The 14507-nt window shown below is 70.6% G+C and carries 11 protein-coding genes and 1 pseudogene; 4 read left to right on the top strand and 8 right to left on the bottom strand.

The window, feature by feature from the left end:
- Positions 1–46 precede the first annotated feature (46 nt).
- The 3 genes from ACFVYK_RS00870 to ACFVYK_RS00880 all read right to left on the bottom strand — a co-directional run bounded on the left by ACFVYK_RS00870 (position 47) and on the right by ACFVYK_RS00880 (position 5637).
- Entirely contained in the window at positions 47–220 is a 174-nt protein-coding gene (locus tag ACFVYK_RS00870) for a hypothetical protein (RefSeq protein WP_389767064.1), read from the bottom strand.
- Between the two features lie 68 nt (positions 221–288).
- Positions 289–2493, bottom strand: a complete 2205-nt coding sequence (locus ACFVYK_RS00875; RefSeq protein ID WP_389767066.1) for an ATP-binding protein — start codon at positions 2491–2493, stop codon at positions 289–291.
- Positions 2494–2559: 66 nt separating this feature from the next.
- The gene (locus tag ACFVYK_RS00880) at positions 2560–5637 is read right to left on the bottom strand and encodes a BTAD domain-containing putative transcriptional regulator (RefSeq protein WP_389767068.1); all 3078 of its coding nucleotides are present in this window, start codon (positions 5635–5637) and stop codon (positions 2560–2562) included.
- A gap of 379 nt (positions 5638–6016) precedes the next feature.
- Between ACFVYK_RS00880 and ACFVYK_RS00885 the strand changes: the two genes are divergently transcribed.
- Positions 6017–6448 carry a nuclear transport factor 2 family protein gene (locus ACFVYK_RS00885; protein WP_389767070.1) on the top strand — a complete coding sequence of 144 codons (432 nt, stop codon included), beginning with the start codon at positions 6017–6019 and terminating at the stop codon, positions 6446–6448.
- Positions 6449–6682: 234 nt separating this feature from the next.
- On the opposite strand, the gene ACFVYK_RS00890 is transcribed toward ACFVYK_RS00885, so the two are convergent.
- Complete coding sequence (locus tag ACFVYK_RS00890) at positions 6683–7414, bottom strand: alpha/beta fold hydrolase (protein WP_389767072.1); 732 nt, start codon at positions 7412–7414, stop codon at positions 6683–6685.
- A gap of 156 nt (positions 7415–7570) precedes the next feature.
- Here ACFVYK_RS00890 and ACFVYK_RS00895 point away from each other — a divergent pair, with 156 nt between their 5' ends.
- A complete protein-coding gene (locus ACFVYK_RS00895) occupies positions 7571–7966 on the top strand; it encodes a winged helix-turn-helix transcriptional regulator (protein ID WP_389767074.1) in 396 nt (131 codons plus the stop codon).
- 721 nt (positions 7967–8687) lie between these two features.
- Positions 8688–10079 carry a DUF4157 domain-containing protein gene (locus tag ACFVYK_RS00900; protein ID WP_389767076.1) on the top strand — a complete coding sequence of 464 codons (1392 nt, stop codon included), beginning with the start codon at positions 8688–8690 and terminating at the stop codon, positions 10077–10079.
- 476 nt (positions 10080–10555) lie between these two features.
- On the opposite strand, the gene ACFVYK_RS00905 is transcribed toward ACFVYK_RS00900, so the two are convergent.
- Positions 10556–11239 carry an NADPH-dependent F420 reductase gene (locus ACFVYK_RS00905; RefSeq protein WP_389767078.1) on the bottom strand — a complete coding sequence of 228 codons (684 nt, stop codon included), beginning with the start codon at positions 11237–11239 and terminating at the stop codon, positions 10556–10558.
- A gap of 74 nt (positions 11240–11313) precedes the next feature.
- Between ACFVYK_RS00905 and ACFVYK_RS00910 the strand changes: the two genes are divergently transcribed.
- Complete coding sequence (locus tag ACFVYK_RS00910; RefSeq protein ID WP_389767080.1) at positions 11314–11685, top strand: winged helix-turn-helix transcriptional regulator; 372 nt, start codon at positions 11314–11316, stop codon at positions 11683–11685.
- Here ACFVYK_RS00910 and ACFVYK_RS00915 read toward each other — a convergent pair.
- The 3 genes and pseudogenes from ACFVYK_RS00915 to ACFVYK_RS00925 all read right to left on the bottom strand — a co-directional run bounded on the left by ACFVYK_RS00915 (position 11677) and on the right by ACFVYK_RS00925 (position 14225).
- Positions 11677–12508 (bottom strand): annotated as a pseudogene (locus tag ACFVYK_RS00915) (IS5 family transposase). The gene ACFVYK_RS00910 and the pseudogene ACFVYK_RS00915 sit on opposite strands and share 9 nt — an antisense overlap.
- A gap of 438 nt (positions 12509–12946) precedes the next feature.
- Positions 12947–13696 (bottom strand): hypothetical protein, encoded by a 750-nt coding sequence (locus ACFVYK_RS00920; RefSeq protein ID WP_389767082.1) that lies wholly within the window; start codon positions 13694–13696, stop codon positions 12947–12949.
- 157 nt (positions 13697–13853) lie between these two features.
- Positions 13854–14225, bottom strand: coding sequence for a DUF6417 family protein (locus tag ACFVYK_RS00925; RefSeq protein WP_389767084.1), 372 nt, complete (start codon positions 14223–14225; stop codon positions 13854–13856).
- Positions 14226–14507: the final 282 nt, after the last annotated feature.

Here is a 14507-nt window from a genome sequence, read left to right on the forward strand (position 1 = left end):
CCGCCACGGCGCCTCGGACCACCGCGGTGCGCCCGATGACGTGCCGTCAGCTCCAGGGGTTGGTGTCGTCGGTGGCACCGTCGCCGTCGGCCTGCGTGGTGACCGCGTGCTGCGGCTGTGCGGCGGCTGCGCCGGCCGCTGTGCCCAGCGGAGCGAGGGCGGCGACGACGACGGTGATAACGGTGACGGCTTTCACGACGAGTGCGTCGATACGGTTCATGGGCTGTGCTCCCTCACTCGTTTCTCCACGGCTTTCTGTTTCTGAGTGAAAATTAGGAGGCCGTGTAATCACTCCACTTTGACGGCGCTATCTCTTGCCGATACCGCCCTGATGGGCTGTGCCGGAGCGGGCCGGTCACGGTGTCCGGGCGGGCAGGGCGCCGTCCAGGAAGACGTGGCGGCCAGCGCGGCCTGCGTCAGTTCCTGCTTCCACAGCTGCCAGCTCACCCGCGCGATGCCCTGTTTCAGGTAACGGCGGTAGGTGCTGAAGGACAGGGACAGCTCCCGGGCCACGGCCTGCTGGGTGCTGCCCCCCTCCACGTAGGTCTCCCGGACGGCCGCCTTCTGCAGTTTCGCCTTGGGATCCTGGTCGATCGCCTCGATCGCCCGCAGGATCAGGGCGCGCAGGTTGTCCTCCGGGTCGCCGGAGCGGGAAGCGACGAACGCGGCGTGCAGCAGAGGGTTCGCGGTCAGGCGCTCCCGCTGGTGCCAGGCACGCAGCGCGTCGTGCACGGCACGGTCGAAGGCCGCCTTGGACAGAACGGACGGGCGCGGAAGGCTCGTGATGCCGGAGGTCCGCAGGCCGGAGAGCATCCGGTCGTCCAGCAGGTCGCTCCACTCGCTCACTCCCATCGCGCCCCAGTCGTGTCCGAAGAGTGTGACGGCCCGCTCGGCGAGCAACGGCCCGCGCGGCAGCCGGCGGAAGTCCGCGAACTCCAGCAGGCGTGCCGTCCAGTCGTCCGGGCCGGACGCGTGGAAGGTCCACTCCAGCCGGTCTTCGCTCAGCAGTTCCCGGGTGATCCGGGCCAGCATCCCGGCCAGCGCGGCCGGCCGGTCCGCCGAACGCCTGCGCACCAGCAGGAAACGCACCAGCTGCACCCGCCGGCCGGGGTGCAGTTCCCGGTCGGCTTCCACATGGTCGCGTACGGAGGCGACCACCGGATCGATCCCCGTTTCCACCGCGTCCCACCGGTCGAAGTTCAACAGGCCGAGGAAGCCGACGACCTCACCCGACCGGACCGACCTGTACACGCGGAAGCCGCCCGGCCGTCGGTGCAGCCAGAAGTCGAGGGCCGCGTCGCTCTCCGCACCCAACTCCTCGCGCATCAAAGCCCGCACCGGGGGGACGTCCTCGGCGTCGCAGGTGGTCTCACGCACCCGGTCGTCGCGGTCGCTCCAGTCGAAGCCGGGGAGCCATCTCCCCCCCGTCTGGATGTGGTTGTAGGCCGCGGCCGCACGCAGGGAGGCTGGTTCCGGGCGGGAGCGGAGCAGGTGGTGCAGATGGGCCCGCACCGCCTTGTGCATCGACAGGTAGGAGTCGGGCGCGCGCCATCTGAGGTCCCGGTCCAGCGCCTGGACCACCACGGGCAGCAGGCGCAGGCCGTTGCGGTGGCTGGTGGTGTAGGGCTGCCGGCGCATCCAGTCGAACATCTCGTGCGCGTGGTCGGGCAGGAGGACTCGCAGCAGGTCCTCGGTGACCTCTGTCAAGTGGGCGCAGATCTCCAGCGCCCGCCGGTGGACGGGTGACGGCACGGGACCCACCACGCGGTTGAGGAGTTCCTCGACGACGTGGGGCGACGGCTGCCACTCGCCGGGCGGTCCGTCGCCCCGGTCGGAGCCGACGAGCCGCAGAGCGAGGGGGTGTCCGCCCGCGAAGGCGAGCCGGGCCGCCCGGTCGGCGGTCCGGCCGGTCGTGGTGTCCCGCAGCAGCCACGCCGACGCGGCCGGGGACAGGCCCTCCAGGGGTACGACGCGGAGCGTGTCGTACCAGGCCGGGTCGGTGCGCCAGCGCAGGCTCGGGGGCCGACGTCCGGCGAGCACCACGAGGGAGCCCGGTGCCAGCCGGGTGAGGAACCGGTCCCTGAACCAGTTTTCCAGGCTCCCGAGGTGGTCCGCGGCGTCGACGAGCAGGACCAGCCGGCCGGTCCCGGCGACGTCCGCCGCGGCGGCGAAGGCCCGCTCGGTCGGCTCGGTCCGTTCCGCGTCCACCTCGACGACGTGCCGGCCGCGCTGCTCGGCTTCCACAGCGAAGCGCCGCAGGAGTGTCGTCTTGCCGATTCCCCCGGGCCCGTGCAGCGCCAGCACCGCGACCGGGCTCGTGCGGTCGTCCGGCACCGCGGCCGGGTCCGAGTGTTCCTCCAGCAGCACGCGGAAGCGGTCCAGTTCGTCCTCCCGTCCCACGAACCGGCGCAGGAACGCGCTCTGCCATGCGCGCGCGGGCGCACCGGCGCCGGCGGACGGCGGGTCACCCGTCTCACCACGGTCTGGTTTCATCCGAGCGCCGCGGCCCTCGGTCGGCGGCGGGTCCCGGGCATGGTCCGGGCCAGGACGGTCACGATGTCATCCGCCATCGGGCAGACCGTGCGAGGACAGGCGCGCCAGCAGGCCTGCGGCACGGTTCTGTTCTTCTACCATGCCGAGGGTGGCGAACACCTTCGTGGCGTCGGCGAGCAGGTCTCCGGCCCCCGCCGCGTCGCCGGCGCGCAGCGCCAGGTCGGCCATGTCGACCTGCACGGAGGCCGCACCCGCCTGGTCCAGGATCTCCTCGCGGACGGTGAGCGCCTGGTCGAACAGGGAGGACGCCTCGGCCCGGTCTCCCAGGTGAGCGTGCACCCGGCCGAGATCGAGCAGCATGTACCCCTCGCCGATCACGTCGCCGTCGTCCCTGACCATGCCCAGGCCTTCGGACAGCACCTTGCGGGCGTCCTCCAGCTGCCCCCGGTGCAGGTGCAGCTGGCCAGCGCGCTGCAGCACCCGGGCCTGTCCGCCCAGGTACCCGAGGTCGCGCCAGATGTGCAGCGCCTCTTCGAGTTCGGCTTCCACCCGCTCGACGTCGCCCTGCCTGAGCAGGACGGCCGCGCGCTGGACGATCACGGAGGCCCTCGCCCAGGGTTCACTACATCGTTCGAAGTCGTGCTCCGCCTCCAGGAAGAGCTGCATCGCCGCGGCGTCGCGGCCGGCGAGCCGCTCCACGACGCCGAGGTCCCTGCGGCACATCCCGAGGCCTTTGCCGTGCCCCAGCGTCTCGAAGAGGTCCCGCGCCGCCGTCAGTGCCTTGCGTGCCTCCGCGAGGTCGCGGCGGTTGAGGTACAGCGAACCGAGGGAGGCCAGCAGCGCCGCCTGACCCAACTGGTTGCCTCGGCGGCGCACCGCGGTCAGCGCCTTGCGGTGGGTGCGGGCCCAGTGGTCCAGGTAGCCGCGCGCCTCGAAGAAGGGTGCGAGGTTGACGGCGAGTTCCCAGGCGTAGTCGTCCTCGCCGTCCTGCGCGAGGCTCTCCACGGTCAGGCTGAGGTTCTCGCGTTCGGTGTCCAGCCACTCCATCGGCCGGGCCAGGACGCTGCGGACGTGCGCCGCGGGCGGGTTCCAGTGCGGGGCCGACCCGTTGATGTAGCCGGTGCCTAAGATGCGCTGCTGGGCCTGGGCGACCAGGGAGAGCCAGGCGCCTCCCAGCCGACGGCCCGCGGCTCTGCGTTCGCTCACGTCGGACTCCGCGGCCAGCCGGTCGCGGGCGAACAGCCGGATGATGTCGTGGAAGCCGTAGCGCGGTTCACCGGTGGCGTCGGCGCCGACGACGTCGAGCATCTGCACGTCGACCAGCGGTTCCATGAGGTCCGACGGGTAGGGGCTGGCGTCCGGGTCGTCGAGCAGCGCGCTGCCGACCCAGCCGGGGAAGGCGGAGCCCTTGACGAGGCTGAGCAGACGCAGGAGCCTGCGGTCGGTGCCGGCCAGTCCTTCATAGGTGAGGGAGAGGCTGGCGCGCACCGTCATCTCCCCATGGGTCAGTTCGTCCAGACACCGGCTCTCGTCGGCGAGACGCTGCACCATCGACGCCAGCGGCCAGTGCGGGCGGGCCGCCAGACGCGCGGCGACGATGCGCAGTGCCAGCGGCAGGCCTCCCACGGTGGCGGCCAGTGCCCTGGCCGCCTCCGGTTCGCGGCGCACCCGGTCCTCGCCGACCACCTTCCCGATGAGGTCCAGCGACTCCTGCCGGCCGAGGATGTCCAGGGTCACGCGGTGGGCGCCGGGCAGGGCGGTCAGCCGTGTCTTGCTGGTGACGAGGACGCCGCAGGAGCGGCTGCCCGGCAGCAGGGGGAAGGCCTGCTCCTCGCTGGCGGCGTCGTCCAGGACCACCAGGATCCGCCGGTCCGCCAGCATGCTGCGGTAGATCTCGCCGCGCTCCTCGAGGGAGTCGGGAATGGCCGGCCCCGGCAGGCCCAGTGCACGCAGGAAACGGCCGAGGACCTCCCGCGGGGCGAGCGGATCCGCACGGCCGCCGCGCAGCTGGCAGTAGAGCTGGCCGTCGGGGAAGTGGGACTCGGCCAGCCGGTGGGCGACTCTGGCGGCGAAGGTGCTCTTGCCGATGCCGGAACGGCCGGCGACGACGACGATGCCGGTGGCCCGGTCGGGCGAGGTGCTGGTGAGGACGGCCTCCGCCTCGGCGACAAGGTCCTCGTGGCCGACGAAGTCGGCGGTGTCGACGGGCAGTTGCCGGGGCACTTGACCACGCTTGGTCGTGGACCGCTCCGGTGACAACGATGTCCCCTCAGGGAACGAGGACGGAGGCGTGGCCGGCCGACTCGCCGACGGTCGCGGCTCGGTGACGACGACGGTGACGGGTATCTGCTCCAGCCGCAGGGAGGCGTCCTCGGTCAGGATCGCCTGCTCCAGTCTGCGCAGGTCCTCGCCGGGCTGGAGGCCGAGCTCCTCCTGGAGCAGCTTGCGTCCCTGCTGGTACGCCTCCAGGGCTTCCGCCTGTCGTCCGGAGCGGTACAGGGCGAGCATCAACTGCCCGCGGAAACGTTCACGCAGGGGGTTGTCACCGACCAGGGAGGCTATCTCGGCGGTCAGTTGGTGATGGCGGCCCAGCGCGAGCTCCAGCTCCAGGTACGACTCGGTCGCGGACAAGCGCTCCTCGTCGATGTGCTGCGCCATCCGGGCGAGCGCCTCGCTGGACGTTCCGTTCAGACACGGGCCGCGCCACAGGCCCACCGCCGCGCGCAGGGTGCCGGCCGCCTCGGCGGGGCTGCCCCGGCCGGCCAGCGCTCCGGCCTCGGCCACCGCCCGCCTGAAGACGCTCAGGTCGAGGGCGGAGTCGTCGATGTGCAGCACGTAGCCCGGCGGCCGGGTGACGATCGTGGCCGGGACGGCCGCGTCCGCCAGGGTCTTGCGCATCCGGGAGACGCAGATCTGCACCTGGGTGCGCGCCGTCTCGGGCGGGTCCTCGGCCCACAGCAGCCGGATCAGGTGATCACAGTTCTGCAGCCGTCCGGCTTCCAGCAGCAGGGCCGCGAGGAGGACCTGCTGCCTGCCCGCCGAGATCGGCACGGTGCCGTGGTCACTGAACACCTTGAGCTCGCCCAGCACTTGAAAGGCAGGGCCCACAGTCCGGTCTTGCAGCCGGACGTGCACTGCGCCCATGACTTCCTCCCTCAACACCCAAAGTGGATCACCGCGCTCCGAGAGCCGAGTATAAGACCCTGCTCCTTGCGCGACAGGGCTTGAGCACTAGGTGAACAGCGGTGCCGCCTGCGGGCCCCGGCGCCGAACACGCCCTGGTCACAGGCGGGGCACCGCCCGGCCCACCGGACGCCGGTGATCCGTCCCGCGAGTGATCAGCGGTGACCAACGATGTGGACACCGGGCGATCACTGCACCGGGATACCGCGGCGATAGCGGCGGGTTAACGCGGCGTCGGACGATCGCCCGGTGCGCCCGTCGGCACGGCTCCGTCCGTTCACCGCTCCTTCGGTTCACCACCCCGTCCGTTCACCGCTCACGAAAGGTCGGCCATCGATTCATGACAAGCGACAGGATCCGGACGTCCTTTGCCCATCCGGCGGTGACGGCGGCCGGCGTCAACCACGTACTGCTCACCTACCACTACCTCGACATCGGGGACATGGACGGATACGCGTCCCTCACGGAGACGGACGTGACCCTCGACCATCCCGGCGCGCCGCCGCGCCGCGGGCGCGACGCGGTGCTCAGGGCCCACACGGCGCAGGCTTCGCCGCTCAGACGGCACGAACTGGACACCGTCATAGCCGACGGTGAGACGATCGTGGCGCTGGGACGCGTGGTGCACTCCGCTCCCGGCACCGCGGACAGGACACCGGCCAGCACGGACTTCGCCGACGTTTTCACGCTGTCCGGACAAACCCTCGTCAGAGCGTGCCGCCGGTACTACTACGCACCGCCGCCCGGCGCCCAGCCGCCGTCGGGGTCCTGATGACGGCGAGACCGGAGGCGAACGGCGACTCCCTGGAGCGCACTCGCCCCGTACATGGCCTCGGTCGCCGCCGGGGCGGCGGGTTCGCTGCCGGTGTCGGCCGTCGACGTCGCCTGTTGGCTGCGGTCCGACGCCCACGCTTCACCGCAACGGATCCTGTGTCACACCTGCGGCCGGGGCAGGAACCAGCGCATTACGGTCCCCGGCCGGCCCGAAGCAGTCGCGGTCCGCACGCTACCGACGGGTGGATTCAAGCAGCAGTTCGCTCAGGTCTGCCGGCATGGTGATCATGCAGTCGTGGCCGGTCGGCAGTTCCCGTATCCGTGCCGGGGAGCCGTTGGGCTGTGTCGCGGGGACGGGCCGCCGCACGATGCCTTCCGGCTCTGCGCCGACGCAGTGGATGTGCGTGCGCGCAATGAAGTCCACGGCAGGGTTGTCCAGCCGGACCGGTTGCCGCAGGCAGCGCACCGGATGGTCGGAGAGCGTCGCACGCAGCCATGCGACGTCCGCCGGGTCGGTGACTCCGAACAGGCCGAGGGGCGCAGGCATCTCGGGCAGCGGCGGTATGCGCCAGCCGTCGTCGGACTTGGCGGCGAGGTCGATCAGGTTCTGGGTCATGGGCTGCACGTCGACGGCGGTCTCGCCGTCTTCCGGGACCATCGCGTCGAGGTACACCAGGTGCGCGATTCGTTCCGGCACCTCGTTGGCCACGGAGGAGACGACCAGCCCCGCGTAACTGTGGCCCACGAGCACCACCTCGGTCAGGTTCTCCTCGTGGATCAGCTCGACGACGTCCGCGACGTGCGTGTCGAGTCCCAGCTCGGGACCGAGCAGGTGCGCCTTGTCGCCGTAGCCGGTCAGTGAGGGTGCGAACACCCGGTGTCCGGCCGATTCCAGCAGCGGGACCACCCGCTCCCAGCACCGGCCGCTGTGCCAGGCGCCGTGTACCAGCAGAAAAGTTGACATGAGGGGAATTTCTCCTCTTCGGGGCATGGAGGCGTTGGAGCATTACGGTTCCTGTTTGTGCCTCGGTACTCTTCGGGAACCGAAGTCATCGTGCTGCACCTGCCGCACCTCGATCAATCAGGCACATTTCGGTGCCCCGGTTCTCTGGAGGTAACCATGAGCGGCACAGTGGGGGGCGATTCGCGGCCGGCACGGCCACAGGACCCGTGTCAGGCTCGTGAAGTGCTCGGCATCGTCGGCGACAAGTGGTCGCTGCTGATCGTGCGTCACCTCAGTCAGGGGCCGCTCCGCTTCACCGAACTCAAGCGGGCCGTCGACGGGATCAGCCAGCGTATGCTCACCGTCACCCTGCGCGGCCTGGAACGCGACGGGATCCTCACCCGGACCGTCCGCAACGTCATGCCGCCGCACGTCAGTTACGAACTCACTGCGATGGGCAGGACCCTGCGCGAAGCCACCGCACCCCTGTTGGAGTGGAGCATCACGCACCTGACGCACATCGACGCCGCACGCGCCGTGTACGACGCCCGCACCGACGCCTCGCCCGCCTGAGCCCAGCCCGGCTGTACTCACCCATCGGCAGGTACGGCTCGGTGAGCTTGCCCTGGTCATCGGTGAACTGTCGCCGTGTCACACCCTGCGTTCCCTCGCGACCGGCCTCACCGGGCAGCGAAGCAGGGAGCCGGCCAAGGTGAGGCCAAACCCCGCCTTCGCCGCGGTCGCAGTGGCCTGAGCCCGTGGAAGCCGTCACCACCCGCCCTGCCGGTCTGCGGGCACACGCCGAGCGTGGGCGTCCCGGCAGGGGCCTCGCGGTCGGTGAGGAACCGCTCGCAGGCTCGGGCGACGTATTCACAGAACGGGTAGATCCGCGGGTTGCCGACGTCACGCCGCAGAGCCCCAAGCGCCTCAGCGGGCCGCGAATGCGGCGGGCGATCAGCCGGGGCAGGAACAGGGCGATGGCGGACTGGGCCCTTGGACAGGATGGGAACGGCCGGTAGCGACTTCTCCAGGATCTGGTGGGCGCGGTCGGCAGCGACAGACCCCCCGGGGGCGACGAGTCGTGCGCGTGAGCGGCCCGGCGGACCGTGTCCGCGGGCAACGCACATGCACCCAGGTCTGCCCTCGCGTACACAGCCGGGGGGCGGGTCGCGCGGTACACCGGAAGACGCGCACATCGACGCCGAAGGGGACCGCCTTGTACGACCACGCCGACAGTCAGGCAGCAAAGGGGCGGCAGGCCCCGACGGCTGCCCGCGCGCCCAAGGCGCGAGCGGTGACGGCGCCGGCCGCGGCGCTGCTCGCCCTCCAGCGCTCCGCCGGGAATGCGGCCGTGGCGCAGATGATGCGCCAGGGCGGACAGGCTGCGGCTCCCGACGCCCACCGGCACGGCGCCGGCTGCGGCCACGCCCAGGACTCGCAGCCGGTGCAGCGTTCCGCCGTGCACGCCGTCCTGCGCAGCGGCGGCCAGCCGCTCGACGCACGCAGCCGCACCGACATGGAGGCCCGTTTCAACGCCGACTTCTCCGACGTGCGCCTCCACACCGACGCCGCCGCCCAGGCCTCCGCGGCCCAGCTCGGCGCGGCGGCGTACACCTCGGGCAGCCATATCGTCGCCGGGCCCTCCGGCATCGACCGGCACACCCTGGCCCATGAGCTGACCCACGTCATCCAGCAGCGCTCGGGGCCGGTGGCCGGGACCGACCGGGGAGACGGGCTGCGTGTCAGCGACCCCTCGGACCGCTTCGAGCAGGAGGCGGAGACCACCGCGCGGCGCGTCATGAGCCACCCCCCGCAGGCCCCCGCACCGGAAACGGCCTCCCCCGCCCCGGAAGCGGCCTCCCTGGCCCCGAGCCCTGCGGCGGGCGGGGGCGACGTGCAGCGCATGCAGCACCCCGGCACGATCGACACCGAGGTGGCCCGCCTCGTCGCCCAGGCGGAGCCGAGCATCGACGCCTACATCGCCGGCTACGCCGAGTGGCAGCAGAACCGGGGCAACTTCAGGTGGTTGATGAACAACGCCGACGTCAACGACTCCTACGAGGTGATCGAGTCGCAGGTCGGCGCTCCTCAAGGCCGCACCAAGGCGGACCTGCTGCAGGCCCTGGACTCCACCATCCGCGACGACCTGACCACCACCGCCTCGCAGACCGTCGCCACCACCGCAGCGGCCGCAGCCGTCGCCAAGTACAAACTCGTCCTCGGCCGCACCACCGACACCAGCCAGTGGGCCGAGCACCAGAAGAACAAGGCACAGAGCGACCTCCCCCTGGACGCGAGGATGGGCCGCCGACTCAACACCACCAAGTGGTCCGTCCCCGTCAACTACGCCTTCATGGACGGCGGCATCCAGGCCCGCGCCGTCTTCAAGATCGTCACCAGTCTCGGACCGACGATCGAGACCATGCTCACCAGTGGGCAGCTCACCACGGCCAACTTCTGGTCCGCCATCGAACAGTTGGGGAACAGCGCCCTGTGGGACACCACGAAGACGCCGGATGAAGGCGGGCCGCAGGCGATGCTGGGCCACGAGATCCTCCAGCTCATCGAGTCCGGCTACCGCTTCCACGGCCGCGACAGCACCTTCGCCCAGGGCAGCCGACTCGTCGCCGTCCACCCCGACAAACAGTCGGCCGACCCCAGCAACAAGCAGATCCCGCTCACCTGACCATCCACAGACACGAGCGGACCGGGTCCGGTCCGCCGGGCCCGACCCAGGCCCACCAGGCCAGGCCCAGTCCGCCAGGCCGGACCCAGTCCGCCAGGCCGGACCCAGTCCGCCAGGCCGGGCCCAGTCCGCCAGGCCGGGCAGACCCGGCCCACGGGCCGGCGTAAATAGCAGCTCGAGACGGCACCACTCCGCCTCTGGCAGTTCGCCCCAACCAGTCATACAAGAGCCAACGAATCAGCGGGTGACATGGGCACGCTCAGCACCTGCGATGCCGCCACGCCAACTCCGGCGCTGCCATCGGCTCGTGATGGGTTCGCCCGAGGAGCACCACGTCCAGACGCTCCACCTGCACCCGGAATTCGGCGGCGGCTCTGGGCGGAAGCATGAACAGAGCGTCTTGCAGTTTGTCCCGGGCCCAGCCCTCACCGCAGCAACGGCAGGTGAACTCAGCCTCCCACCGCCTCTAAGAACTCCTAACGAAAAGCCTTTTCGGCCTCTTCTGGTTCCTCGTGTCTCGGTCCGGCGGCATAGGCCAGCGGGGGTGCGATGGCTTGGGCATCGGCTCCCTCGCCGACCCATAGCCCGATGAAGAGCGCGGCGGTGGCTTCCAGGAGTCCCGCTCGTTCGAGACCGCCGCCGGCCACAGGCTCGCAGCCGACATGCCGCACCAACTGGTGCACAAAAGCGAGAGCCGTTTCGTCGTCTCCGCAGACCGGAACGGCCAGTGGTCGCCTGTCGAAGACGGGCGGCGACATGCGCCACACGTCCTCATGGCAGAGATTGAACGCCTTGACTACATGAGTTCCCGGTGCCGCCGCGGCCAGTTGCTGTGCAGCCGAGAGGCCGCCCTGTGTCAGTAGCAGGAAGCCCGGACCGACCGGGTTCGAGCAGTCGATCAGCACCTTGCCGTCCAGGACCGCCCGGAGTTCCCGCGCCACGCTCGCCCCCGCGCCGAAGGGCAGCGCGGCCAGCACCACCTGACCGAACTCGGCCGCCGCACGCAGACTGGCCGCCTTCGCGCTGCCCCCGAGACGCGTCGCGAGCCGCTCCGCCTTGTGCATGTCCCGTCCTCCGATGGCCACATTGTGCCCGGCCCGGACCCAGTGGGCGGCGAGCGCGTCCGCCATGTTCCCCGTGCCCAGTACGCCGATTCTCATCACGCATTTCCTCCCACGACCTGCTTGGACCGTTCCCAGCGACGCTAGAGGGCCTGTCAGGCACCATTTGGTACGTGACGACCGACGCCTTCCTCGCCGACTGCCGTGCCCGCCTGGCTTTCGACCTCCTCTCCAACACCTGGAACGCCGTCGTGCTCTGGGCACTGCGCGACGGCCCCGGACGCCCGGTCGAATTACGCGAGCAGATCGGGGGGATCAGCTCCAAGGTCCTCACCGAGACGCTGCGGCGCTTGCAGTCCAGCGGACTGGTGGACCGGCAGGCACACCCCGGAGCCCCACCACGCGTTGAGTACCGACTCACTGCCCTGGGACGGAGTTTGCTGGCACCCATCGACGCTGTCGGAGCATGGGCCTTCGAGCATGGCGATGAGGTCATGGCTGCCCAGGAAGCCGAATGCACCCCCGCCGAGTCCCCCTCAGAGTGAGCGCAGACGTCTCCAGCAGATGAGTGCGCACCAGAGGGTGAGGAAGGCTTCGTGGATGTCGTCGCGGATCTCCCAACGGATCCGCAGGCGGCGGAACCAGTGCAGATGGGCAAAGGCGCGCTCGACGACCCAGCGTTGGGTGCCCAGCCCAGAGCCGTGCTCGGTACCTCGGCGGGCGATCAGAGGCTTCACGCCGAGATCCCGGACCAAGCGCCGGTACTTGTCGTGGTCGTAGCCGCGGTCGGCCAGCACCACGTCCGGGCGGCGCCGAGGCCGGCCGCGTTTGCCGCGCACGGGCGGCACGGCTTGGAGGAGTGGAATCAGCTGGGTGACGTCGTTGCGGTTGCCGCCGGTCAAGGTGGCGGCCAGCAGGATGCCGGTGGCGTCGGTGATCAGATGATGCTTGCGGCCCGTCCTGCCCCGGTCGACGGGGCTTCGTCCGGTCTTGGATCCCCTTTTAACGCCCGGATGTGGGAGCCGTCGACGGCCGCCCGGGAGAAGTCCAGGGCGTTCGCGCTGCGCAGCTCGGCCAGCAGGACCTCGTGGAGCCGGGGCCACACCCCGGCCTCGGTCCATTCGGCCAGACGCCGCCAGCAGGTCATCCCCGATCCGAAGCCGAGTTCCTGCGGCAGATGTTCCCAGGAGATCCCGGTGTGCAGGACGAACAGGATGCCCTGGAACACCAGCCGGTCCGGATGCCGCTTGCGTCCCGGATGCCGGATCCGGCGCTCCACCTTCGGCAGGAAAGCGGCTCGATCACCGCCCACAGCTCGTCGTCGACTTCCCACGGCTTCGGCCGCGCCACCCCGCACCCCCAGATCATCAGTCCCGGAGTGATCCAACCACCTCGAAGATCATTTCGTTAGGAGTTCTAACAGCGTTTGGTGCCATGGACGCGCACGGACCACACGCTCAACGCCACTGCCACGACGCCCGGAGACAAGCGCTCCCGTTCGAGCACACGAACGGCGGCATTCGCTGCTCCCGACAGCCCGGGGACGTCGCGATACCGCACCCAGGGTCTTCCCCAGCCATGTTCCCGCGACCGGAGTGAAGCTGGTGTTCTACGCGGCATGGCCCCTTCGAACGCACGTCACGGACCGCATCCTCCCACAGCCCATGATCGGCCGGAGAGAAACCAGGACGACGGTGTCGCGATCGTCGTGATGGGGCACGACGACCGAGCCTCGAGCTCCCGGAGGCCGTCGCGGTTCACCAGCTCGGTAGCCCGGCCTCTGTCTTCCTGTGGTCCGCACGCCGTTCAGGCGGCAGGCCCGGTGCCGAGTGCGTGAGCCAGCCTGTCGCTCTGCTCTCGGGTGATGCCCTGCGCCAGGCGAATGCCGCACCGCGGACTGAGAGGTCCGTCGCACTGCAGAATGCCGGGAAAGGGCTCCCGGCTGCCTGAGAGCGGGGAAGCGGAGGGGAAAGCCCATTCAGCCGGCTCCCACAAGGGGTGATCCGCCAGGAGCGCTTGCGCGAGGCTGAGGGTATCGGGCAGGTCTGCGTGCGCCAGCGCGTCGCTCAGTATCTCCGGGGCATCCTCGGGCAGGTCCTGATCGCCCAGCGCGGGCAGCAGCAGGAGCAGGCGTACGTGTTCGGCGTGAATTCCCGGTGCGGTGCGGTCGGGCGTTCGAGCGATGTGCGTGAGCTCTCGCCAGGAGAGTCCCGGGCCGGCCTGGTGGCCGTCGAGGGTGGCCAGACGTCCGTGCCGTCCCCACTCGGGGTGAGTGATGAGGTACTCCGTTCCCGGATCGTCAGGGAGGTTGCAGCCCAGGACCACCGCGGTGTGGCCGCCGGCGAACGGGATCCGGAAGACCGGCCACCGGTCCTCGTCGCTCAGTGCTTCCCAGGCCTCAGCGGCATCGGCCCCGTCCACACCGAACCACTCCGGCACGGCGTCGTACTCCTGGGTCTCACTCAGCCACATCAGATAGGCCGCCCAGAACCCCGGCAGTTCCAGCAGCTCCTCGCCCGCGACGAGAGGGGCGTTCTCGAATCCCTGTATCAGCACAGATCCAGACTCTCAGCCGCCTACGACAATCGGTTCAGCACACAATGGCGCCGTCCAGCCTCACGAGGGCAAGCAGCCGGGGGTCACGTTCCCGACCAGGACTCCGTGCCTGTGACCGTCTTGGCGCTCCGGCCCACCGTGAGCGTGGTGAGGGCCGTTACACAGAAGCAGCCCGACCGACGTCGTTGCACGCCCGGACAGAGGCCTCTGCGGCGGGAGCGGGCTGGTGGGTGATGCCGTAGTCGCGGGCGAAGCGGTTGGCCTCGAGCGCCGGGCCGGACTGCCGCCGCCACCACGAGCCGCTTCGGATCGACGCGCCGCATCGCCCCTTGGAACACGTCGTTCGTGAAAGCAGGACGTTGGCCTGCCGCTCCAGGTCGGCCATCCGGCCTTCCGCCGCTCCCACGTCCCCCGGGCCGCGCGTAGGGCGAGCCAGTCGGCGTCCGCGAGCCCGCTGCCGACCAGGGCGGCGTCGGTCCCGATGATGACCACCGGGGCGATCACTCCCCCAGCAGCGGCATCGGCACATCGGAGGCGTCCCGCCCGGCGAGGATCTGTCGCACGGGGCGAGGGGGTGGTCGAGCGGCGGAGGACGTCACGGTCCGGCGTCGGGACCCGCCGGCGACACACGGACCGGGCGCGCGGGGTGTCTGCGGCGCAAGGACCGCCACGCCGCCACGGCACAGTCCGACCCGCCGGGATCCCCCTCGATGACGCACAGCACAGCCCGTCCAGGATCAGCAGCAGGCCCCGTGCAGGCCCTGTGAACCGCCCAGTAGCCGGAGTGCCTGACTTTTCGTCAGTCCGCGGC

Origin of the sequence: Streptomyces sp. NPDC058291 (genome assembly GCF_042880855.1) — a bacterium.
Lineage (GTDB): Bacteria > Actinomycetota > Actinomycetes > Streptomycetales > Streptomycetaceae > Streptomyces.